We start from the raw sequence: 23,957 nt of genomic DNA on the forward strand, positions 1-23,957 counted from the left end.
GCGAACCAATCGCGACTTGTCTACGGGGACATTGCGGAAACCGTCACGGCGTCGCGAGAGTTAAATCACTCAGTGCGCGGCCACGTCCTTCTTCTTCCGCATTGGAACCACATGCATGATCGCCACAATGATCGCACCAACAATGAGACCGATGACCGCAGAAGCAGCAGTACCAAGCACCCACGACAGCACGCCACCGAACCAACCGTGGACAAGTTCTTCACCCCAGTGTTCGAGGTGGTGGAGTTGATCTGTCGGCCAATGGAACCCGGCCTCGCCGACGTTGATCAGCAGGATGTGTCCGCCGACCCACAGCATCGCGGCGATACCGACGACCGTGAGGATGCTCATCAGCTTGGGCATCGCTGAGACGAGCCCGCGACCGACCTTCTGGCTCACCGTGGAGTTGCGCTTGGCCAGCGCCAGGCCGAGGTCGTCCATCTTCACGATCAAGGCGACGACGCCGTAGACGAGTGCGGTGATGAGGAACGCCACGGCGATGAGCACCAGTAGGCGCGTGACGAAGGGTTCGTCCTCCACCGACGCCAACGAGATGATCATGATCTCCGCCGACAGGATCAGGTCGGTGCGGATGGCGCCGCTGACCATCGTCTTCTCGAAATCGGGGCCACGCTCGCTGGGCTCCACCACCTCTTCGTGGTGTCCGGCAAACGCCTCGTAGACCTTCTCGGCTCCCTCGTAGCAGAGGAACGCGCCGCCGACGATCAGCAGATACGGCAGCGCTCCCGGCAGGAACTGGCTGAGGATCATGGCCACCGGCAGGATGATCAGCAGCTTGTTGCGGATCGACCCCAGCGCGATCTTGCGGATGATCGGCAGCTCGCGGTCGGGGGTAAACCCGTGCACGTAGCGGGGAGTCACGGCGGTGTCGTCCACCACCACGCCCGTTGCCTTCACGCTCGCCTTGCCGGCAGCGGCAGCGACGTCGTCGAGAGTCGCCGCAGCAGCCTTCGTGATCGCAGCGACGTCATCGAGTAGAGCTACGAGACCACCAGCCATTGCAGACGCCTCCTCAGGTCAACGGTGTAGTTCAGAACAATACGTCGTGGCTGCGCGCTGTCCGGTCTGAAGACGCGGCGACCTGGCCGCAACTCGTCAGAACCGTGCCTTCAACCCGCACAACTCACGATGTCTGTGTTCACACGCGACGTCATCGTCCCGATGCCACATGCTGCTGTACCCCGACTCGCCGAAGCCAAACGGTCCGCGCTGGATCTACAAATACCGGCGTAACGGTCACCCCACTCATCCACTGACGTTTTAGTCGAGCTCGTTCGCAAACTCCCTGATCAACGACCGCGCGGTAACAATCCCTGACTCGATGGCCCCGTCCACCACCACGCCGTTCCATCCGCGGGCGAAGTCGGCGCCGGCAAAGCGCAGTCGTGAATCGCTCGACAGGAACTTGCTCCATCCGTCGAAGAACTGTCCCGACCGCAACGTCGCCCAGGTCTGCCCCGACCACTTGTCGGCCACCCAATCGTGGCCGCCGCAGTCCAGCACCTTTAGATCGTCGCGCCAGACGTTGACGGCCTTCTGTGCCGAGTCGACGTCCTGGAGGTCGATGGCGTTGTGGTCGGATCCGAAGCCCACCAGGATGGTGGCGTCCTCGTCGTCGAGAAAGTACTCGCTGCGCAGGAGCGAGATCGGGTTGTCGCCGGGAGCGCCCGCGATGATCGAGTGCCGTCCGGCCACCTTGATCCAGATCTTGAACCCCACCGAGTTGGTGCCCTCGGCGATCACCTTCTGCTGACCGGCCAGCAGCGGCGGGTCGAACTCGATGTTCGAGAGGGCGCCGATGGGTGCGGTGACGATCACCGCGTCGGCACGCTCGGTAGTTCCGTCCGCCAGCTCCACCTTCACCGCTGTCGACGAATGGGTGATGCGGTGGACGGGGATGTCGAGCAGGATGTCGCCGCGCACGTCCCCGGCGATGGATTCGTAGAGCCCCCGCATGCCGTCGACGAGCTTGAAGCGCAGCGTTTGCTCATCCATCAGCGAGCTCCGGTGATCGCTTAGCGCGGCCCAGTGCTTTGCCATCAGCGGCGACGCCGTGGCCGTCGAACCCTGGTATCCGGCGGACCAATATGCATCGGCGATGTCAATCTCCGCCTTGGTGAAGTCGCCGTCGCGGAGGCAGTCGAGCACGCTGCCGGTGTCGGCGTGGAGGAATCGCTGCCGCACCGCCGGGTCGGTGTTGGGATCGTCGAGGATCCCCAGTGGGTCATGCGGGTTCGGGAAGAACTCCCGTGAACCCTCGAAGATCCTCTCTTGCACGCGGGCCAGTGCGGAGTCGAGGTCGTGTTCGGTGCCGTGATAGACGGTTCCGCCGCTCACCCAGTAGGCATCGTCGATGTCGGGGCTGGGATAGATCTTCTGCCCGTATCGCGTGATCTCGGTCCACACAAACGGCTGCATCCAATGCACCCACGTCGCACCCATCTCCAGGGTGTGCCCGCCCAGGCGTTCGTCAGTCCAGGCGCGCCCGCCGATGCGGTCCCGGGCTTCGAGGATCTTCACGGTGTGTCCGGCGGCTTCGAGCTCGCGAGCCGCGATCAGACCGGAGAAACCCGCTCCGACAATGAGAATGGACTTGGTGGTCGGGGACATACGTCCTCCTGTCGTGTCAGGTGTTGCTTGGGAGTTATGGAGTGGTCGGGGTGCGGTCGCCGCGGTGGTCCCGCGAGCGAATCACGAAGTGTCCGCACACTGTCGCCGCGACGAACGTCGCCGCGATGACCGCGAGGAAGACGTTGGCCAAGACTCGCGAGCCGCCGATGAGGGTGGTGAAGTTCGCGATGACCAGCGCGGTGATGGCACAAAGGCCCAGGCCACCGAAGATGGGAGCAATCTTGGTGTGCCACAGCCGGTTGTCGACGTCCGAACGCGCGAAGAAGGCCACGATCGCGATGCTGGTGAGCACCATGACCACCAGCATCGCCACGGTGGCGACGCCCGCCATCCACGTGAACAGCTCGAGCACGGGGTCGGCGCCGGCCAGTGCGAAGATTCCGACAAGGACAAATGCGCATGCGGTCTGGACGAGTGAACCGACGTGAGGTGAACCGTGCCGGGTGTGCACTGCCATCAGCCCTCGAGGAGCAAAGCCACTGCGCGAGAGTGCGTGGGTGTACCGCGAGATCGCGTTGTGGAAAGCGAGCAGGGCGGCAAACAGACTCGTCACCAACATGACCATCATGACGTCGGAGGTGACGCTGCCGAGATACTCCGTGGCGGCGATGAAGGTCAGGTCGGCGGTGTTCTCCAGCGCGACAGCCTGCACGTTGTCGGATCCAAAGGCCAGCACGATCGCCCAACTGGCCACCGCATACAGAACTCCGATGGTGATCACCGCAACGTACGTGGCAATCGGCACCGTCCGCCGCGGATTCTTCGTCTCCTCGCCGTAGATGGCTGTCGCCTCGAAGCCGATGAATGAGCCGATGGCGAACATCAACGCGATGCCTGGCGAGCCCTCCATGAAAGTCGAAGGGCTGAAGGACGATACGTCGATACCCTCGGCGCCGCCCTGCCCGAGAATCGAAGCCGACAACACGACGATGAGCGCAATCTCGGCAATCAGCAGAACGCCGAGCACCTTTGCGCCCAGGTTGATACTCCGGTAGCCGAGTACAGCGACCAAGGCCATCAGAGCAAACGCCCACACCCACCACGGCAGATCGGGCCCACCGAAACGCTCCATCACCGCGTCCACGGTTGATGCGGCCAGACCGTAGATCGCCGCTTGGATGGTGGTGTAGGCGAGCAGTGCAAGAGCCGCCGCGCCGAGCCCAGGGGAGCGGCCCAACCCCTTGGTGACGTATGCGTAGAACGCGCCAGTTTCGGTGACCGAGCCACTCATCGTCGCGTAGCCGACGCTGAAGACCAGGAGAACCGCAGCGGCGACGATGTAGGTCAGGGGAGCTCCCGCGCCATTCCCCAGCGCGATCATGACAGGCAGTGAGCCCGCCACAGCGGTGAGAGGCGCGGCCGCCGCGATCACCAGGAAGACGATGCCGGACACCCCGATGGATCCGCGGAGTCTGTGCGTAGGAGCAGAAGTCGATGTCGAGACTGCTTGTTCGACCATGATTGACCTTTCTCTGGGCGCCCCGCGGGATGCTGCTCGCACCGATGCTGATGGGCTGTGATTCTACGAACGTAGAATCATGATGTGACGAACGCTACACCGCGCTCGCGCGATGTGCAGGGTTGTTGGTGTGCAGGAATCTTTACCTCGACGGCAGCGGCGGTCACGTGTTCGTAGAGGTGATTGGTACTGTCGCAACGTCGAATGAAGGAGTGCGGGTGCCGAAGCTGGTGGACCACGTCGAGAGGCGTCGTGCAATCATCGCCGCCGCGTGGCGAATCATTGCTGACCGTGGAATCGACGGCATCAACATGCGCGACCTTGCCACCGAAGCCGGCTACACGAACGGCGCTCTGAGCCATTACTTTTCGGGTAAAGACGAGATCCTGCGTACGGCCTTCGACTTTGTCATCGAGTCCACCAACGAGCGCATCGAGCGCTCTATTGAGCGTCGACACGGCCGGAAGGCGCTGCGGCGCATGTGCTTCGAAATCATGCCGCTGACGGACGAGGCAAAGCTCGAGGCACGCATCGCGGTCTCCCTGTGGCAACGGGCCATCACCGATCCGCAGATGGTCACGGTCAACAACACCGCGGTGGCCGCCTGGAAGGTGCGCCTTGCCGAATTGTGGAGGGACGCCATTGCCGCTGGTGAGCTGCCGGACCGCGACGTCGAGGTGGGGGTGGAGGCTCTGATGACCATGATGATCGGTCTGCAGGTGACTGCTGCCCTCAGTCCGGACGGCATGACTCGCAAAGCGCAATTGGCGATGCTCGACTCCGTCCTCGGTGACTAGCCGGAAAGACATCGAGGTGGAATCGCGGTGGTGGCAGTTGTCGCAACCCGCCACCACCGCGAGGTTCACAGGATGATCGTGATCGTCTTGGGCTCGGTGTAGGAGAGGATTCCCTCGTAACCCAATTCACGGCCCACCCCACTGGCTTTCACCCCACCCCAGGGAAGCTGTGGAGCCAGCGGTGACCAGCCGTTGACGCCGATTGCGCCGGCCTCGATCTGTGCCGAGATGGTATGCGCGCGAGTGACATCGCTGGTCCACACGGTGGCCGACAAGCCGTACTGATTGTCGTTGGCCATCGCGACGGCCTCGTCGTCGGAATCGAACGGGATAACAACGCCCACTGGCCCGAAAATCTCTTCGCGAGCGACGGACATGTCGTTGCGGCCGGCCATCACTGTGGGGTTGACGAAGAAGCCTGGCCCATCGGGGGCGGTGCCGCCGGTGATGACGTCGGCGCCTTCGTCCGTGCCCTTGCGCATGTAGCCCAGCACCCGGTCGCGTTGTCGTGCATTGACCAACGGTCCCATGGTGGTGGCCGAATCAAAGGGGTCGCCGATGGTCTGCGCCTCAGCCGCGCCCTTGAGTCCTTCGAGGACCGTCTCGTACACCTTGCGGTGAGCGATGATTCGGGTGCCTGCGGCGCACACCTCGCCCTGGTTGAAGAACAGTCCCATCGCCGAACCTTGGATTGCCGCTTCAAGATTGGCGTCGTCGAAGATGATCTGGGGTGCTTTGCCCCCGAGTTCGAGCGCTGTGCGTTTGAAGTTGACTGCCGAGTTCTGCAGGATGCTCCGGCCGACCTCGGTGGAACCGGTGAAGGAAATCTTCTGGATGCGGGGATGTCGGGCAAGGGCCTCGCCGGCGACCTTGCCCGCGCCGGTCAGCACGTTGACGGTACCCGGAGGGAAGCCGGCTTCGTCGATGAGCTCGGCCAACCGGAGAATCGACAGCGACGCGTCTTCCGACGGCTTGATGATGACCGCGTTGCCGCAGGCCAGCGCCGGCGCGAGCTTCCACCCAAGGATCATCAGGGGAGCGTTCCACGGCACGATGGCCGCGACCACGCCGAGCGGATCGCGGCGGGTGTATGCGTGAGTGGGAACCGGCCCTCCGAGATAGCCGTCGTTGGCGATGAGCTCGCCGTTGATCTTGTCGGCCCAACCCGCGTAATAGCGCAGCGTGGCAATGAAATTCGGGATCATCAGCGCCGCTCCCATGCCCACTGGCCTGCCCATGTCCAGTGACTCCAGCGCTGCCAGCTGGTCGAGGTCGCGTCCGACCAGGTCGGCCAGCTTGTGCAGCATCGCCCCCTTGCGTGATGGGGCGAGCGCACCCCAGTCGCCGCGGAAGGCTGCGGCGGCCGCGTCCACCACAGCGTCGACGTCGTCGGCCCCGGCAGCGGCGAGTTCTGCCAGCGGTCGCCCGGTCGCGGGATTCAGGGTGGTGAAGGTGTCGCCGGCGTCTCGCCATTCCCCGCCGATGAACAGGCCGGTGTGCAGGTTCGAGATATCGATCATGGTCGAGGGCTCCTGAGGCTGAGGGAAGCTGTAATTCTACGTGCGTAGAACCATCGGGTGTGACGTACGCTACTCCTCGTCGGGTCGCTCGGGAAGATGTGTGGTGTGAAGGAACCTTTACCTGGGGGGCGTCGGTGTCGCTCTGGGTTTTGGTCGTTGCTCGATCTGCGGGGCGAGCGTCTCCGGGTTTGGTGAGCGCGATGCGGTGGCCGCTCGCGATACCGGCCGCCGCGCGGTCTGCGGAGCGAGCGGTTGGCGGTTTGGTGAGCGGGTCGGGAGGGTCGCTCGGGGTTCTGGCGAACGCGCGGTCCGTGGAGCGAGCTTCCTCGGGTTTGGCGAGCGCGATTCGGAGGCCGCGCGCCGTACTGGCCAACGCTCGGTCTACAGGGCGAGCAACCACCAGGAGTGCAAGCGGCCCGAACTCTGGCCTCCTCAACTTCGCACCTGACCACCTGAAACACGCTGTCCCGAAACAAGTTCACGGTCAACACTTGCCAACTCCGGCTCGGAGTGTCACTCTGGGAAACATGACTACAGGAAAGGCGGATCCCGCCACCGTCGCGTGAGCGCCGCATATGTGCCCTCGGTTCTTGACCACCGAGCGCCGCAAGACCACCATTCTCAGTTCGATCTCGAGCATTCCCGCACCATCGCTGACATTCACGCAGCGTGGCTTGCGCACGCACTGGCCACCGGGCCGAGCGACCGAAGTTCCGCGGAAACCGCTGTGGCACAGCTATATCGGCTGGCTGACCGTCCGCAACCAGACTTCGTCTGGGTGCCGTCACCCCTGCAGGGGCCGACTTGATCATCTCTGAAGGCCTCGCGTCTTCGGTGCCGGTCGTCCACGGCATGCGGCAGTCCGCACATTCTGACGTGGCGGCGGTGATCACCAGGTCGAAAGCGCGAATGTCTGCGCGAATCAATCCTCACCGCAGTGTTCATCGTTTCGGGTGGTGGCAAGCCCCGATTCCTCCGCCGGACCCCAATCCGGGGCCAAGGGAACGAGCGCGCCGGGAAATCCGGGATTGGTTGCACACCAGCGTCTCTGGCGGAGTCGCCACGGCCATCCGTACCCTGACTTCGCCTATCGCCGGCTACGTCACCTGGTACGGACAGCACGAAGCCCCGTGGTTGGCGCACTGCGTCGCTGGGCCGCAGCTTGGTCTGGCCCGATACTCGCCGGAAGACGCCGAGATCCTCGACATCAACTGCGCGTTGGCGCGAGCGACGGGATGGTGGTGGCCATTCGACGACGTCTGTGTCATGGCCGAGCGACCCACAACCATGTACACCGAGCCCACCCCGGACGCGAAGTTCAGCCAACGTCGCCTGCACCATGACGAAGCGCCGGCTGTCCAATTCGCCGATCGGAAAGCACTTTACGTGCTCCATGGCACTGTCGTTCCCGAATGGGTGATGCATGATCCGACCGTTGAACGTATCGCTCGCGAACGCAATGTAGAGGTCCGTCGGTGCGCGATCGAGCGCCTCGGCTGGGACGTCTACATTTCAGAAGCTGGGATGACACTGATCGACCAGGCCGATGACCCTGGGAACGTCGACGGCACGTTGGCGCTGTACGCAACTCCGTCCAGTGTGCGCCGGAGTGGACGAATACTGCTCGTTCTCAACGGTTCCCGCGAACGCGATGGTACCCGCCGACGTTATGGGCTACCCGTGCCCGACGGGATGTCTTCCGCTCTCGACGCCGCGGGTTGGACCTATGGCATCAGCGGTGACGATTATTCGCGGCTCGTCCGCCGCACCTGAAAACCATTCAACAACATCTACCCCACACACAATCACAAGGTGATCACATGAACTCCACCATGACCCTGTCCGATCTCACCGCGCTCTCAGGCCTCGAGGTCTTCGACTACCTCGACACAGAGATGTCGATTCCCATCGTCGACGGACTCCAAGCGCAAGGCGACCTTCTCGTCACTCCCGCCGCCATCTTGCCGATGGTCACGTCCTACCCGAGTACACGTCCCGAACCGGTTTCACGGGCGGGAATTGAACTGCTGCGCAGCGCAGTCGGCGGAAACCCGCACAGCCTTGTCTCTGAAGCAGGCCATTGCATGTGGATGGCGCGTGTAATCGATCCGAGAGGTCTGGCGCTCGGCATCCTCGACACTCAAGTGGTTGCGTACTTGATCCATCCCGAGCACGGAGCCACGGGGATTGCCCCTGGTCGTTACGTGATCGGGCGCCAGCAGGAGTTCGACATGACTGTCCGTCGGACACCGCCGGCCTGGACGACGAGCGATTCCCTCTGGGGGAGTGGGCGGCTCGTCGCTGACTGACATTGGTGTCAGGGACTCTGGTCGCGCTCATCGGCCATCGGCCATGAAGTGCTTGTGAACGGAATGCAATGCGTATGAGCGAAGTTGGCAGAACCACCGCTATGACGGTGGTTCTGCCAAGGACCGACTACTCGTCGTCTGCGTCACCCGAGCAACTAGCAGTTGCTCCCGGGCCGGAAGACGTGTTGGTCACAATTACCCGATCGCCCTGCTTGATCGTGCAGGTTATCGACCCCTGGGCTTCAATACCGTTGGTGGCAATGAGGGATACGGACTTCAGGATCCCAGTGACCTCGACCTGCTTGGTCCAGGGGATAGCGATGTCCGTCTCTTGGGCAGTATCAAGTTCCCCGGTGGTGAACGTCGCCGAGCCGGTCGGCCCGTCGCCGGTGATCTCGTAGGTCACCTGGACGACTTCGTTCGATTCTTTGTCGACCTCGTTGACGGCGCCGCTTATCAGCGCGGCGCAGCTGGCGATGCCCGCGATGATGACGATGATGATCGCAAGAAGCACCCAAGGCCAGATCTTACGTTTCTTAGGTGGCTGCGGCGGGGCGTAGTAACCACCTTGCTGGGGGTACTGACCTTGCGGGTAGGGTTGTCCGCCCTGGTACGGATTGTTCTGCTGCCCATCCTGATACGGGTTGTACGGCTGTCCTGGATTGGGTGGTTGCTGGTCAGGCATTAACTGCGTGCTCCTCGTGCGGTGGTTTGTATCAACGTAGATAACCACACAGGATTCAGGAATTGATCAAGTCGGAAATATCTGCAGCAGAATGGTTTTCACCTGGCTAGGTGCATCTATTCGTAGGATAGACAAATGCAACTGGCTGCCGTAGATGCGTCTACTTCGGTGGAGCGACTGCCGACTGAGTGAACGGAGGGGACGTGAGTGAGGTGAGCCGAGTCGTCGGGGCGGATTGCTGGGCTACTCATTGACTCGACATGTAAGACTTCGTACCCATGAGTCGTCTTAAGCTGCATCAGCTTTCCCGTATCACCGGCCATGTCGCCTGGTGGGTGTTTGTGGTTGCGACATTGTTTGCCGGGGGCATCACCTGGCTCGGCAACGATCACGAGTACCAACACCCGCCGTTTCTTCTTCGGTCAGACGAATGGATGGTGTACTCGACGGTGCCGGAGTCATCGCAGGCCACGGCAGAGTATGTCGATGTGGCCGTGGCCCTTCCGTACGAGTGGTGGAGGGATGGTGAATCACTCTCCGCGGCAATGTTTATGGTGGTGATGATTGCCGCTGTGGTTGAGGCGGCCTCAGCTCGTCGGCTGTGGCGAGGGTTGATCACTGTAGGGGCACCATGCGTTGCCTTGGGCCTGCTTGTAATTGCGACTCCCGGCACCGACGCCGAATCGGACATGACGACCGCGCTGGTTCTGGTACTCGTGGCCGTCGCCGTGCGTGAGGTCTGGGCGCGTTGCTTCGCGCCTCGCAAGGTCTGAACAAGCCGGAGCAATCGCTGGGCTCCCGTCCCCGGCGATTACCTCGGCGCGGCCGTGCAGGGTCAGGCCTGATCGTCAAACGCGCTCAAAGCGTCGGGACCCGCCGCAGGCGCTCGGAATGTTGCGATCCCGCGGGGTGAGGGTGCCCCTAATCGATCGCATCGCCTGGCTGTCAGTCCATGGAACCGCGGTCTGGGCGTGAGCGTCAGAGAGCGAGGGGGTGGTGCACATGACCGGTGCAGTCAGGGAATCGTGGTCGTCTCGCGCCGCGCGGATGGTTGGCGGCGTTGTTCTGGGTGTCGGGGTGTGGATACTGCTGGCGTTGGTCATGTACTTCACGCCGGTGCTATGGCTCTTCGGACCAGCGCTGGCCAGCTTGACCTGCGTGGCCGGGGGAGCGTGGGGCTACCGCATCTATGAAAAAGACGATGTTGCCGTTGGGTTCATGCTGGTCGGCCTTGTGGGCTTCGTGGTAGCCAGCAGTCTGTGACTGTCAAGCCTCCTTAAGTGGAGCAGGACGGCTTGTGCAAGCAGCCCGATCGCGTCTCCGACTCCGAGGTCCTCACGCAAAAGTGGTGCTACTCAACACCGCAACAACCACACCCGCGACCACCAACACACCCACAACCGTGGCCATGATCCAGGCCAGTCGGCGCCGGTGTTTGGTGGCGGCGTTGATGCCGACTCCGATGCCGACCAGGATCGCCATCGTATACAACGAGATACCAAGTGTCAGTGCTGCGGGGGAAATGGCGCACTCACCCCTTGTCGAGCTTGACTGATTCGCCCTCGGCCGGCTTCGCCGCGATCTGCTGGGTCTTCTTGTACAGCCACGCGATAACGGCGACGAAGACGATCACACCGAGGTACTCGGAGATCTTCTCGAATCCGCTGCCGACAATGGCAAGCGGACTCTCGTCGTCGGTTGCGGCAACGATGCCGGCGAACACCACACCGAAGAGGCTCTCACCGACGATGAGGCCGGTGGCCAACAGAACGCCCATGCGCTTCTTGCGTTCCACCTCCACACCGGACTTCTCGGCCCACTTGTTGTAGAAGGTGCCGAGGATGGCGCCGATCGGGATGACCAACGTCAGCGAGATGGGCAGGTACATACCCATTCCCACCGCTAGCGGCGGCAGACGGAACTTACTGTTTGTAGTCCGGGTCAGCACCTCGTCGACAACGATGATGGCGATACCGATGAGCGCACCGACGCCGATCAGGTTCCAGTCCAGGTCGGAACCGAAGACGCCCTTGGCGAGTGAGGAGATCAGCGCGGCCTGCGGGGCCGCCAGAGCGTCGTCGGTGGCGCCCGGGGCGCCGACGAATCCGAAGGCCGTCTGCATCAGCTGCAGGATCGGCGGGATCACGGCGGAACCGAACAGCACACCGATCACCAACGCCACCTGCTGCTTCCAGGGCGTGGCACCCACGAGCTGGCCGGTCTTGAGGTCTTGGAGGTTGTCGTTGGAGATGGTCGCAACACCGAAGATCACGGCCGTGGTGAACAGTGTGAACGCGATCAGAGCGGTGTTCTGCGCATCGGTGGCATCGCCGTACACCATCTTGATGAGCAGGGCGGCGATGAGAACAACAAGAATGCCGACGCCGGAGATCGGGCTGTTGGACGACCCGATGAGACCGGCCATGTATCCACAGACCGCGGCGACCACAAGTCCGATCACGAACACCAAAATGATGCTGACGGCGATGATTCCGGTGGCCGTACCGTGCAAGGCGGTGTTGTGCACGAAGTCCCAGAGAAGTAGCCCGATGGGGATGAGGGCCACCAGGATCACGAGCCCGACGTAGGTGATGGGGATGTCCTGCTCGGTCAGCTCGACCGACGATCCCTTGCGGCGACTGCTGGCCGACACCATCGCTGTCTTGATGCCCTTGATGATCGGGCCGATGATCTTGAGCAGGGTCCAGATCGCGGCGACCGCGATGGCTCCGGCGCCCACGAACCGGACGTCGGACGAGAAGATGCTGCTGACCCCGTCGAGCAGAGCCTCGCCCGCGGGCAGGTTTCCGTTGCTCTGGATGGGCAGGATGATGCCGAACGAGATGACCAGACCGATGAGCATGGCGATACCGACGGTCAGTCCGACGAGATGACCCACGCCGATGAGGGCCAGCGACAAGCTGGCGCCCCACATCGTCCCGCCTGCACCGACTTTGACCGCACCGGCCAACGAGTTGCTGATGAGTTTGAGGTTCGCGAGAAGGTTGAACGCAGCGGCAACCACCGAGCCGATCAGAATGATCCGCAGCCCGCCCCTGTTCTCTTCGGCGCCCTGGGTGGTGTCGCCTACCCGCAGAACCTCGGCCGCCGCGACCCCCTCGGGATAGGGCAGATCAGATCCCGTCACCAACGCTCGGCGCAGGGGGATCGAGTACATGACGCCGAGGATGCCGCCGATGGCGCACACCGCCACGGTGATCCAGTACGGGAAGCCGGTCCACCAGCCGACCATGATCAAGCCGGGTAGCACAAAGATGATGGCCGAGAGAGTGCCCGCGGCCGATGCAATGGTCTGCACGATGTTGTTCTCGACAACGGTGTGGTTGGCGAAATAGCGCAGGATGCTCATCGAGATGACGGCCGCGGGGATCGCCGTGGCGAAGGTGAGACCCACCTTCAAGCCGAGATACACGTTGGCGGCCGTGAACACGAGGGTGATCAGTCCGCCCAGGATGATCCCCCGGACGGTCAGTTCCCGCAGGCCGGGCGACTTCTTGGCCGTTGCGGTTGCGTCCTCTGTGGACATGTTGCTACCCCTCATCTTGAACGGGTCTGGTGATCATTAGCCGCCGAAACAAAAGCATCGTTGACCGTGACACTGTAATCCCGAACCCGCGGCTGCGAACCACCTGTCGGCGAAAACCCCGCAGGCATCAAGAACGTGCTGGTTGAACGGCCCGGTCTGTGCTCGTCAGAGATCGGACGCTGCGTCTTTAGAAACGGTCCCGGAGCCTGGTTCTGCTGGTAGTTTCCGCAAGATGGGACCCACCGTCGCACGCCTGGCCCGCCTGTTCCCGAGCATCCTGATGACGGCGGTCCTCGTCGCCGCAGCTGGGTTCTCCGGCGCGGGAGGTGCAGGTGCGGCACCGGGCTTCTATCAGCCACCCGGCGACATCCCCGACCGCCCTGGGATTGTCTTGCGGACCGAGCCGTCGCAGCTGGCGTTCAGCATCCCCGCAGGCGGCGGCGCGTTCCCGGCTACCGGCACCCGCCTGATGTACAGCAGCACCGACCTCAACGGTGCGCCCATCGCTGTGACTGGCACGTACTTCGAGCCGGCCGCCGCGTGGAACAAGCCCGGGCCCCGCCCGATCATCAGCATGGCCGTCGGCACCCACGGCCAGGGCGATCAGTGCGCGCCGTCGCATCTGTTCAACTCCGTCATCTCCTACGGTGGCGGACTCGACGTGATGGTGCAGTACGAGATCGCCGCGGTATACGCGGCGGTTGCCCAGGGCATCGGCGTGGTCGTCACCGATTACCAGGGTCTGGGCACCCCGGCCGTGCACGGCTACCTCAACCGGGTGGCGCAAGCGCACGCAGTACTCGACGCCGCCCGCGCCGCCATCGACCTCAAGTCCCTGCCCGCGGACACCCCGGTCGGCATGTGGGGTTATTCGCAGGGCGGGGGAGCGGTGGCCGGTGCCGCCGAGTTGCAGGCTTCCTATGCGCCCGAACTCAACGTTCGCGGTACCTACGCCGGCGCACCACCTGTCGATCCCCTGAAGACCCTGGGCCTCGCTGAGGGCGGAATCCTCACCGGCGCAGTCGGATACGCTTTGAACGGCGTGTACAACGATTACCCGTCGGCGAGGCCCGAACTCGATCGACTGATCAACCCGGCAGGCAAGGCGCTGATGCGCGACACGGCAAACCAATGCGTTCCGGAGACGTTGGCGCGCTACGCATTCCAGCGAACCAGTCAATGGACCACCAGTGGCCGACCACTCGCCGAGGTCGCGACGGACAACCCGGTTCTGAAATCGGTCTTCGACTAACACCGCATCGGCACGCTCACACCCCAGGCGCCTATCCTCATCGTCGCTTCCGACAACGATGACGTGGTTCCGTGGAGCACATCGAGGGACGTCGCTCGCGAGTGGTGCGGCCGCGGCGCCACCGTCCAGTTCACCACCTTTCCGCTGCCGCCGATTCTTCCCGGTACGGCCGCGGCGCACGGCATTCCAGAGTTTTTCGGCATCCCGACCGCGTTGGGTTGGATGATCGACAGATTCACCGCAGTGCCGCAGCCACGGTGCGTCATCGCGTGATGTTCGTGGAACCGCCGAAGTAAACGAATTGGCCAGGCCAGACTCATGTCTTTGATTCGGTATTCGGTCGGCTGACAAACGACAGGTTGTCCAGATTGAGCCGGGTGTGTGACGGCCTATTAGGAGGCCAGTTGTATCGAATTCGAGGCAACTGAAATCTTATTCTAGGCAACCTGTCACCACCTCTGATCTGGTGTTCTGCGTAGTCAGATGCAGATCCGGACATATCGGATAAAGGCCAGATGTGTCATTTACCATGATCAATGAATGGTCAATTTTAAGAAATCGCATGTTGTCCGGATAGTTACTTGATTTTCGTATTGAAAAGACCATGCAATACATTTGATTTTCGTATGGTGGCCTCATGGCCCGGTCAACGGATATGAAGCCAAACGGGGTTCAGGGCGAGGCAGCAAAGGCCCTCCTCGACGTCGGCAGGTTCTTCACCCGGTGGGATGAGAGCGACGACGGCCGCATGGTGTTCCGGGAGGGCGGCCGTGCGGGTGACGTGTTCTACCGCGACCGATGGAGTCACGACAAGATCGTCCGATCCACACACGGCGTGAACTGCACGGGATCGTGTTCATGGAAGGTGTACGTCAAGGACGGCATCATTACCTGGGAAACCCAGGAGACCGACTATCCATCGGTGGGCCCGGACAGGCCCGAGTACGAGCCTCGCGGATGCCCCCGAGGTGCCGCGTTCTCCTGGTACACGTATTCGCCCACACGGGTCCGGCATCCCTACGCCCGCGGCGTGCTCGTGGAGATGTACCGCGCCGCGAAGGCCCGGGTGAGCGACCCGGTGCTCGCCTGGGCCGATGTCGTTGGAGACCCGATGCGTCGGAGGTCCTATCAACAGGCACGGGGCAAGGGCGGCCTGGTCCGGGTGTCGTGGGACGAGGCCATCGAGATGGCAGCCGCGGCGCACGTCCACACCATCAAGACCTACGGCCCCGACCGCTGTGCCGGCTTCTCGCCCATCCCGGCGATGTCGATGGTGTCGCACTGTGTGGGCACCCGTTTCATCCAGCTCATCGGCGGCGTGATGACGTCGTTCTACGACTGGTACGCCGACCTCCCGGTCGCCAGCCCGCAGGTGTTCGGCGACCAGACCGATGTGCCCGAATCCGGCGACTGGTGGGACGCCACCTATCTGATGATGTGGGGCTCCAACGTTCCGGTGACCCGCACGCCTGATGCGCATTGGATGGCCGAGGTGCGTTATCGCGGAACAAAAGTCGTCACCGTCAGCCCCGACTACGCCGACAACAGCAAGTTTGCCGACGAATGGCTACCAGCGCAGGCAGGTACGGACGCGGCGCTCGCCATGGCGATGGGTCACGTCATCCTCACCGAGTTCTTCGCTCGAGACTCGGTGCCGTTCTTCAACGACTACATCAAGACGTACAGCGACTTACCGTTCCTCATCCACCTCGACGAGCACGACGGCGCGTACGTGCCCGGAAAGTTCGTCACCGCAGACGAACTCGCGGCGCTGCCCGACGGTGCCGCGGCCGAGGACGAGGTGTGGAAAACGGTTGTCCTCGACAGGAACACCGGTGAGCCCGCGGTGCCGAACGGATCCCTCGGCTTCCGGTTCTCGACATCGGGAGAGGGCCGGTGGAATCTCGACCTCGGCGACATCGAACCGATCCTCACCCTGCTCGGTCATGACGGCACCGACGCCGTCGAGGTATTGCTCCCGGCCTTCGATGCCCCGGATGGCTCCGGAAAGGTCCTGCGACGGGGTGTTCCGGCGACGAGGGTGAACGGAGCGCTGGTCACCACCGTCTTCGATCTGATGTTCGCCCAGTACGGCGTTGCTCGCGACGACCTGCCGGGGGAGTGGCCCACCGGCTATGACGACGTCAGCACTCCGTACACACCCGCGTGGCAAGCCGAGATCACCGGAGTGCCCGCCGAAGCGGCGATCCGGGTGGCCCGTGAGTTCGCCACCAACTCGATCGATTCGGGTGGGCGCTCGATGATCATCATGGGAGCCGGCATCTGTCAGTGGTTCCACGGGGATGCCACCTACCGCGCCATCCTGTCGCTGCTGATCCTCACGGGGTGCATGGGCCGCAACGGTGGTGGCTGGGCTCACTATGTCGGACAAGAGAAGTGCCGGCCCATCACCGGATGGATCTCGCTGGCCAATGCGCTCGACTGGTCACGGCCACCGCGCACCATGACGGGAACGTCGTACTGGTACATGCACACCGACCAGTGGCGCAACGACGGCTATTCGGCGGCTTCACTCGCTTCACCGTTGTCCCGAGGGACACTCGACCACGAACACACCGCCGATGCCATTGCGCAGTCCGCCCGTCTCGGCTGGATGCCGTTCTACCCTCAATTCGACCGCAACCCACTGGACCTCGCCGATGAGGCGAATGCTGCGGTGGACGCCGGAACTGCAGACTCGGTCGGTCGTTATGTGGCTGAGAAGCTTCACGACGGTGGGCTCACCCCGGCGATCACTGACGTCGACGCACCGGAGAACTGGCCCCGCACTCTGGTGCTGTGGCGCTCGAACCTGATGGGTTCGTCGGCCAAGGGCAACGAGTACTTCCTGCGTCACCTGCTGGGTACACACCACAACGTGCTGGGCACCGAGAATCCCGAGACGCCCCGGCCACGCGACGTGAAGTGGCACGACGAGGCCCCCGAGGGCAAGCTCGACCTGCTGATGTCGGCGGACTTCCGGATGACATCCACAACACTGTTGTCCGACATCGTGTTTCCGGCCGCCACGTGGTACGAGAAATACGACCTGTCGTCCACCGACATGCATCCGTTTGTGCACGCCTTCTCGCCCGCGATCGATCCGCCGTGGGAAGCCAAGTCCGACTTCGATCTGTTTCACACACTGGCAGAGAAGTTCTCGGCCCTGGCCAAGACCCACCTCGGAGTGCGGCATGACCTGGTCAGCGTTCCGATGCAGCACGACACCCCCGGTGAGATCGCGCAGCCGCACGGTCGTGTGATGGATTGGCAGGGCGCCCCGGACCCGGGAACGCCAGGCAAGAACATGCCGAACTTCACCGTGGTGGAACGTGATTACACCGCCATCGCCGACAAGCTCGCTGCCGTCGGGCCGCTGGTGGACAAGCTCGGCTTCACGGTCAAGAACGTCACCTACGACCTGGCCGAGCAGAGCGAACACCTGGCCTCGGTCAACGGTGTGATGCTCGGTGGTGCCGCCGACGGTCGCCCCGCCCTCGACACCGACGTCAAACTCGCCGAAGCAATCTTGACGTTCTCTGGCACCACCAACGGCGCGGTGGCCGTCGACGGATTCGAGAAGCTGCAAAAACGTGTGGGCAAGCGCCTCGACGACCTCGCGGGCGGCTCGGAGGAGAAGCGGATCACGTTCGCCGACACCCAGCGCGCACCAGTTCCGGTGATCACCTCACCGGAATGGTCGGGTTCGGAAACCGGTGGCCGCCGATACGCGCCGTTCACCGTGAACATCGAGCGGCTCAAGCCTTTCCACACACTCACCGGCCGCATGCACTTCTATCTCGACCACGACTGGATGATCGATATGGGCGAGGCACTGCCCATCTACCGGCCCCCACTCGACATGCATCGGCTGTTCGGTGAGCCCCGTTTGGGTCCCGATGGTGCGCAACAGGTGACGGTCCGCTACCTCACGCCACATTCCAAGTGGTCGATCCACTCCGAGTACCAGGACAACCTGTTCATGCTGTCGCTGTCGCGGGGTGGCCCGACCGCCTGGCTCAGCCCTGAGGATGCTGCCGCGATCGACGTGTCCGACAACGACTGGATCGAATGTGTCAACGCCAATGGTGTTCTCGTATGCCGGGCCATCGTGAGTCACCGGATGCCGGCAGGAGTGGCGTACGTCTACCACGTGCAGGAGCGCACCATCGACGTTCCGAAGTCCGAGGCGACCGGACGCCGGGGCGGGATCCACAATTCGGCCACCCGATTACTCGTGAAGCCAACGCACCTGATCGGCGGCTATGCCCAACTGTCGTACGCCTTCAACTATCTCGGGCCGGCAGGTAATCAACGCGACATGGTGGCCACCATTCGCAAACGCAGCCAGGAGGTGACGTTCTGATGCGAGTCATGGCGCAGGTCGGCATGGTGATGAACCTCGACAAGTGCATCGGATGCCATACGTGCTCGGTGACGTGTAAACAGGCCTGGACCAATCGTGCCGGCACCGAATACGTCTGGTTCAACAACGTCGAGACGCGTCCCGGTCAGGGTTACCCGCGGCGGTATGAAGATCAGGAGAAGTGGCGCGGCGGTTGGCATCTGAACGCGAAAGGCAAACTGCGTCTGCGCACTGGTGGGCGACTGCAGAAACTGTGGACCCTCTTCGCCAGTCCGGTTCAGCCGACCATCGCCGACTACTACGAGCCATGGACCTATGACTACCAAACACTCATCGACGCCCCGCTCGGCGATGACTTCCCGGTGGCCCGACCCAAATCGCTGCTGACCGGCGAGGACACCAAGATCTCCTGGTCGGCCAACTGGGACGACAACCTCGGTGGCTCAACCGCATACGGCGATCTCGATCCCATCGTCGAAAAGCTGCGTCGCGAGTCCGAAGAAGCGATCAAGTTCAGCTTCGAGCAGACCTTCATGTTCTACCTGCCGCGCATCTGCGAGCACTGCCTCAATCCGTCGTGCATGGCTTCCTGCCCGAGCGGCGCCATCTACAAACGCAGTGAAGACGGCATCGTCCTGGTTGATCAAGACCAGTGTCGCGGTTGGCGCCAGTGCATCACCGGATGTCCTTACAAGAAGATGTATTTCAATCACAAGTCGGGCAAGGCCGAGAAGTGCACGCTCTGCTATCCGCGCATCGAAGTCGGGCAGCCGACAGTGTGCTCGGAGACGTGCGTCGGACGTCTGCGCTACCTCGGAATCTTCCTCTACGACGCCGACGCCGTCACCGATGCTGCCTCCACACCGGACGAAAAAGACCTGTACGAAGCGCAACTCGACGTCCTCCTCGATCCCGACGACCCTGACGTGATCGCCGCCGCCAGAAGAGATGGGATCCCTGACGACTGGCTGGAAGCCGCCCGCCGGTCACCGGTCTACGCGCTGGCCAAGAAGTACCGCGTCGCGTTGCCCCTGCATCCGGAATACCGCACCATGCCGATGGTCTGGTACGTCCCGCCGCTCTCGCCGATCGTCGACCTGCTCGCCGATCAAGGGCACGATGCGGAGAGCCCGGGCACGTTGTTCGGTGCGATCGACGCTCTGCGCATCCCGGTCGAATACCTCGCTGAACTGTTCACTGCGGGAGACACCGAGGTGATCGACAGGGTTCTCAAGCGCTTGGCCGGTATGCGCGCCTACATGCGTGACGTCACGCTCGGCCGGGAGCCGAATCCTGACATTCCGGCTGCAGTCGGTATGTCCGAAGAAGAGGTGTACGAGATGTACCGCCTGATGGCCATCGCCAAATACGAAGACCGCTACGTCATCCCGACCGCCCATCTCGAGCAGGCCGAGCAACTCGACGAAATGGCGTGCGCTCTGGACTATGAAGAGGGTCCCGGGATGTTCGAGTCCGGCGCGTTCGGAGAGGCCAGCGGTCGCCCGGCGCCGGTGTCGGTGGAGACGTTCCACGCTCTCAAGCAACGGCAGACCACCAACACTGCGGCGGGGGAGGCGAGCATGGCAGGCCGCGTGAATCTGCTGAACTGGGACGGCAACGGTGTCCCGAACGGCATGTTCCCCGGCCCTTCGGAGCAGCGATGAGGTGGCTACGCGGCACGCGCGGCATCGACCACCGGGTGATTTATCAGGTCGCGTCGTGGTGTCTGAGCTATCCGGATGAGCAGTTGCTGTCGAAAGTGGCACTGCTGCAAGCAGCTCTCGACGAGCATCCCGATCGGAACACCGCCACGCCGCTGCATCGTTTCGTCGACTATCTGACCCGTGCTGACGCAGAGGCCATCCGCCGCGAGTACGTCGACGTCTTCGACCTGTCGAACAAGCGGACGTTGTACCTGTCGTACTGGACCGACGGGGACACCAGGCGCAGGGGAGCAGTGTTGGGCGAATTCAAGCAGATGTACCGCGACAGCGGGTATCTCGTCGATCTGCACGGTGAGTTGCCCGACCATCTGCCCGTGGTGCTCGAATACTGCGCACGCGCTGATCCTGTGGTTGCCCAGGAACTCCTCACCAGATACCGAGCAGCTCTCGAACTCATCCGGTTCGGCCTCCTCGATACGGGCTCGCCTTATGTCGATGTGTTGACCGCCGTGTGCTCGACAGTGCCAGGCGCATCGCCGACGGACCGTCAGTCCGCAATGGCCATGCGACCGTCCATCCCGCTGGAAACGGTTGGCCTCGAACCGTTCGACCCCCGCCTGCTACCCATCGCGGAGACGAGGTGAGACGTGGACATCTTCCTGTGGGGCGTCGTCCCCTACCTGACCCTGGCCCTTCTCATCGGCGGCACCATCTGGCGCTACCGATACGACAAGTTCGGCTGGACCACACGTTCTTCGGAGTTGTACGAATCGCGACTGCTGCGCATCGGATCACCCCTCTTCCATTTCGGGATCCTGGTGGTGATCATCGGCCACGCCATCGGCCTGGTGATCCCCGAATCCTTCACTGAGGCAGTGGGTGTTACCGAAGACCTCTACCATCTGAACTCCGCGTTCTTTGGCATCATCGCGGGCGTATGCACCTTGGCCGGTCTGGTCATCTTGATCTATCGGCGCCGCACTGTCGGACCGGTGTTCATGGCCACCACACGCAACGACAAGGTGATGTATCTGGTTCTCACCGCCGCGTTGCTGCTCGGTCTGTACTGCACATTCCTCGGCGTGGTACCTGGGCAAAAGGGCGTCAACTACCGGGAAACAGTCTCGCCGTGGTTCCGTTCCATCTTCTACTTCAATCCCGACGTCGCAGCGATGAACAACGCTCCGTTGAGGTTTCATATCCACGTTCTCGTCGGAATGCTGGTGTTCGCGATGGTGCCGTTCACCCGGCTGGTGCACATGTTCACCGCACCCGTGCACTATCTATTTCGGCCGTACATCGTCTATCGCAGCCGTGACCAGCACTCGTCCCCTGGCAACCAACAGTATCGGCGCGGATGGGCGCCGGTCGGAGTGAAGGACCGTGAACGATGACGATGTCGACTGGGACGGAAGTGCCGGTGGACCGGCGCGCGCAGACACTCAATCTTGTTCTCGCCACCACCGCGTTCACCATCAGCTTCTGGGCGTGGAACCTGATCGGTCCGTTGGGGGTTCGGTACACCGCCGACATGGACTTGTCGTCGACCGCCAAGTCGGTGCTGGTGGCCATCCCGATCCTGGTGGGATCGTTGGGCAGGATCCTCACCGGGGCACTGACCGATCGGCTCGGCGGACGAATCATGTTCCCGGTGTTGCTCCTTGCCTCGGTGCCGTTCGTCATTCTGGTGGCCATCGGTGGGCACTTCGACAACTACACGATCCTGGTGATCGCGGGCTTCTTCCTCGGTATCGCCGGCACCTCGTTCGCGGTCGGCATCCCGTTCGTGAACGCCTGGTACGACAAGTCACGGAGAGGTTTCGCCACCGGGATCTTCGGCGCGGGTATGGGCGGCACAGCACTGTCGGCGTTCTTCACGCCGCGCTTTGTCCAGTGGTTCGGATACGTCACCACCCACGTCATCATCGCCGTGGCACTCGTGGTGGTCGCCGCTGTCTGCTGGATGCTGATGCGGGACTCACCCCGGTGGTCGGCAAATCACGATGCGGTGGTGCCCAAGCTGATCGGTGCTGCCAAGCTGCCGATTACCTGGCAGATGGGATTTCTCTACGCCGCGGCGTTCGGTGGGTTCGTCGCCTTCTCGACGTACCTTCCGACCTACCTGAACGATGTGTACGGATTCGACCTGGAGGCAGCCGGAACCCGCACCGCAGGCTTCGCGATCGCGGCGGTGGTCGCCCGACCGCTCGGTGGCATCTTGTCGGATCGCTTTGGAGCCCGTCTCATCACAGTGATCTCGTGTGCCGGCGCGTCCGTCCTGGCGATCTGGATGATCACCAAACCGCCCCTGGAGATCCCCGCCGGTCTCGACTTCGTCCTCATGGCGTTGTGCATGGGGCTCGGCTCAGGGTCGGTCTTCAGCTGGGTGGCCAAGGAGGCGCCACAGGAGCGAGTTGGCTCGGTGACCGGAATCGTAGGTGCGGCAGGCGGACTCGGGGGCTTCTTCCCGCCGCTGCTCATGGGAGCCACCTACAACGCCGAAGACCACAGCTACACGGTCGGACTGACGCTCTTGGTCATCGTGTCCGCGCTCGCTGCGGTGTACACGGCGTTCGGTATCCGGCACCGGAAGTCGGAGAACGCCACCGTCTGAGCGGTCCCCGTGTCGTATGCCGGCGCTACCGTCTCCCCACGTGTTGCCCATGGGGATGGGTGACGTCAATCAAGGGGGAACAGTATGTCGTCAGGGGTGGATGTTCGGATCGATGCGTTGGTGAACGCGTGCGAGCGCGATCTGGGAGACGAGGCGCTGTGGATCAAGCCGAGGGCGTATCCAGAGTCGTTGGCGCTGTGCATCATCGACTCGATCTACTCGACCGGTGCGCAGTACGGTCAGGTGGCCAACATCGTCGAGCGGTACCGCACGTATCGATCGGGGCAGGGTGGGAATGCGGACCTCGACGGGCCGGCGGAGTTGCTCTCGACGTTCGACGAGCTGGGTAGCGCGCAGGCGTGGGCCGAACAGATAGGCAACCGTAGGCCCACGTCGACGACGCCAGGTGCACCGTTGAAGGCCGAAGCCGTTCGGGACGGTGCGAGCCGCCTCGTTGGGCTGGGGATCCGGTCGGTCGAAGAACTACGGCTGACGGCAGAGTCCGATGCCATCGATGTGGTCAACAAGTCGTGGCGCGAGGTGCCCGGCCAGCGGTCGGGCGTGACATGGGCGTACGTGCTGATGCTCGCGGGAATACCGGGTGCCAAAGCCAATCGACTGGTGGTCGAGTACGTGGCCGACGTGCTCGAGCTGCCGATAGGTGAGGTCGATGCGCGATCGGTCAGCGGGTGGATCCGTGACGTGGCGAAGGCGAAGGGATGGAACAGTATTCACACCGAACACGCGATCTGGCGGTTGCAGACCAGACGGCCGGTGAGTGAGTCGGTGGGTGAAGCGGCTGACGTGGCCGGGTAGGAGGGCGCTGCAGAAGTCGGAGGGAGTGGGGCGTTTGCCGTAGTCCCTCCGACTTCGTGTGGTTCCTCCGGTTGCAGTCGGAGCATGTGGCTGGTGTCGGAGGGTGTGGGGCCCGGGTGTGTGTGGGGTTGTGGGCGTCGGCCGTATTCCCTCCGACTTCGTGTGGTTCCTCCGGTTGTAGTCGGAGGGTGTGGCTGGAGTCGGAGGGTGTGGGGCCCGGGTGTGTGTGGGGTTGTGGGCGTCGGCCGTGTTTCCTCCGACTTGGTGTAGTTCCTC

Annotated in this window: 18 protein-coding genes and 1 pseudogene; 12 read left to right on the forward strand and 7 right to left on the reverse strand. The window is 63.0% G+C overall.

Annotated elements, in window-relative coordinates:
- Positions 1-69: 69 nt before the first annotated feature.
- The 3 genes from MVA47_RS10915 to MVA47_RS10925 all read right to left on the reverse strand — a co-directional run bounded on the left by MVA47_RS10915 (position 70) and on the right by MVA47_RS10925 (position 4,111).
- Positions 70-1,020 (reverse strand): DUF808 domain-containing protein, encoded by a 951-nt coding sequence (locus MVA47_RS10915; protein ID WP_247207920.1) that lies wholly within the window; start codon positions 1,018-1,020, stop codon positions 70-72.
- Between the two features lie 261 nt (positions 1,021-1,281).
- Positions 1,282-2,631, reverse strand: coding sequence for an NAD(P)/FAD-dependent oxidoreductase (locus tag MVA47_RS10920; protein ID WP_247207922.1), 1,350 nt, complete (start codon positions 2,629-2,631; stop codon positions 1,282-1,284).
- A 34-nt stretch (positions 2,632-2,665) separates the two neighbouring features.
- Complete coding sequence (locus tag MVA47_RS10925) at positions 2,666-4,111, reverse strand: APC family permease (RefSeq protein WP_247207923.1); 1,446 nt, start codon at positions 4,109-4,111, stop codon at positions 2,666-2,668.
- A 218-nt stretch (positions 4,112-4,329) separates the two neighbouring features.
- Here MVA47_RS10925 and MVA47_RS10930 point away from each other — a divergent pair, with 218 nt between their 5' ends.
- A complete protein-coding gene (locus tag MVA47_RS10930) occupies positions 4,330-4,908 on the forward strand; it encodes a TetR/AcrR family transcriptional regulator (protein ID WP_247207924.1) in 579 nt (192 codons plus the stop codon).
- Positions 4,909-4,973: 65 nt separating this feature from the next.
- Here MVA47_RS10930 and MVA47_RS10935 read toward each other — a convergent pair whose 3' ends face one another.
- Positions 4,974-6,428 (reverse strand): aldehyde dehydrogenase family protein, encoded by a 1,455-nt coding sequence (locus tag MVA47_RS10935; RefSeq protein ID WP_247207925.1) that lies wholly within the window; start codon positions 6,426-6,428, stop codon positions 4,974-4,976.
- A 1,032-nt stretch (positions 6,429-7,460) separates the two neighbouring features.
- On the opposite strand from MVA47_RS10935, the gene MVA47_RS10940 reads away from it, so the two are divergent.
- Positions 7,461-8,201, forward strand: coding sequence for a DUF6745 domain-containing protein (locus MVA47_RS10940; protein WP_247207926.1), 741 nt, complete (start codon positions 7,461-7,463; stop codon positions 8,199-8,201).
- Positions 8,202-8,248: 47 nt separating this feature from the next.
- A complete protein-coding gene (locus MVA47_RS10945) occupies positions 8,249-8,737 on the forward strand; it encodes a hypothetical protein (RefSeq protein ID WP_247207927.1) in 489 nt (162 codons plus the stop codon).
- A gap of 127 nt (positions 8,738-8,864) precedes the next feature.
- On the opposite strand, the gene MVA47_RS10950 is transcribed toward MVA47_RS10945, so the two are convergent.
- Positions 8,865-9,422, reverse strand: coding sequence for a hypothetical protein (locus MVA47_RS10950; RefSeq protein ID WP_247207928.1), 558 nt, complete (start codon positions 9,420-9,422; stop codon positions 8,865-8,867).
- Positions 9,423-9,700: 278 nt separating this feature from the next.
- Between MVA47_RS10950 and MVA47_RS10955 the strand changes: the two genes are divergently transcribed.
- Together MVA47_RS10955 and MVA47_RS10960 are read left to right on the forward strand one after the other, a co-directional pair.
- On the forward strand, positions 9,701-10,195 hold the full coding sequence (locus tag MVA47_RS10955) for a hypothetical protein (RefSeq protein WP_247207929.1): 495 nt from the start codon (positions 9,701-9,703) through the stop codon (positions 10,193-10,195).
- A gap of 229 nt (positions 10,196-10,424) precedes the next feature.
- On the forward strand, positions 10,425-10,685 hold the full coding sequence (locus tag MVA47_RS10960) for a hypothetical protein (RefSeq protein ID WP_247207930.1): 261 nt from the start codon (positions 10,425-10,427) through the stop codon (positions 10,683-10,685).
- 72 nt (positions 10,686-10,757) lie between these two features.
- On the opposite strand, the gene MVA47_RS10965 is transcribed toward MVA47_RS10960, so the two are convergent.
- Entirely contained in the window at positions 10,758-10,904 is a 147-nt protein-coding gene (locus tag MVA47_RS10965) for a hypothetical protein (protein WP_245969097.1), read from the reverse strand.
- Positions 10,905-10,953: 49 nt separating this feature from the next.
- Positions 10,954-12,969: an OPT family oligopeptide transporter gene (locus MVA47_RS10970; RefSeq protein ID WP_247207931.1), complete on the reverse strand. Its 2,016-nt coding sequence runs from the start codon at positions 12,967-12,969 to the stop codon at positions 10,954-10,956.
- A gap of 574 nt (positions 12,970-13,543) precedes the next feature.
- Here MVA47_RS10970 and MVA47_RS10975 point away from each other — a divergent pair.
- From MVA47_RS10975 to MVA47_RS11005, 7 genes and pseudogenes are all read left to right on the forward strand, one after another.
- Positions 13,544-14,494 (forward strand): annotated as a pseudogene (locus MVA47_RS10975) (lipase family protein).
- Between the two features lie 364 nt (positions 14,495-14,858).
- Positions 14,859-18,587, forward strand: coding sequence for a nitrate reductase subunit alpha (locus MVA47_RS10980; RefSeq protein WP_247207932.1), 3,729 nt, complete (start codon positions 14,859-14,861; stop codon positions 18,585-18,587).
- Positions 18,587-20,251 carry a nitrate reductase subunit beta gene (gene narH, locus MVA47_RS10985; RefSeq protein WP_247207933.1) on the forward strand — a complete coding sequence of 555 codons (1,665 nt, stop codon included), beginning with the start codon at positions 18,587-18,589 and terminating at the stop codon, positions 20,249-20,251. Before MVA47_RS10980 ends, narH begins: the two co-directional genes overlap by 1 nt.
- Positions 20,248-20,895, forward strand: coding sequence for a nitrate reductase molybdenum cofactor assembly chaperone (gene narJ, locus MVA47_RS10990; RefSeq protein ID WP_247207934.1), 648 nt, complete (start codon positions 20,248-20,250; stop codon positions 20,893-20,895). Before narH ends, narJ begins: the two co-directional genes overlap by 4 nt.
- A 3-nt stretch (positions 20,896-20,898) precedes the next feature.
- Positions 20,899-21,645, forward strand: a complete 747-nt coding sequence (gene narI / locus MVA47_RS10995) for a respiratory nitrate reductase subunit gamma (RefSeq protein ID WP_099381606.1) — start codon at positions 20,899-20,901, stop codon at positions 21,643-21,645.
- On the forward strand, positions 21,642-22,865 hold the full coding sequence (locus MVA47_RS11000; RefSeq protein WP_374474172.1) for an MFS transporter: 1,224 nt from the start codon (positions 21,642-21,644) through the stop codon (positions 22,863-22,865). Before narI ends, MVA47_RS11000 begins: the two co-directional genes overlap by 4 nt.
- 84 nt (positions 22,866-22,949) lie before the next feature.
- Positions 22,950-23,681, forward strand: a complete 732-nt coding sequence (locus tag MVA47_RS11005) for a heme peroxidase (protein WP_247207935.1) — start codon at positions 22,950-22,952, stop codon at positions 23,679-23,681.
- Positions 23,682-23,957: the final 276 nt, after the last annotated feature.

The organism is Williamsia sp. DF01-3, from assembly GCF_023051145.1.
Taxonomy (GTDB): domain Bacteria; phylum Actinomycetota; class Actinomycetes; order Mycobacteriales; family Mycobacteriaceae; genus Williamsia.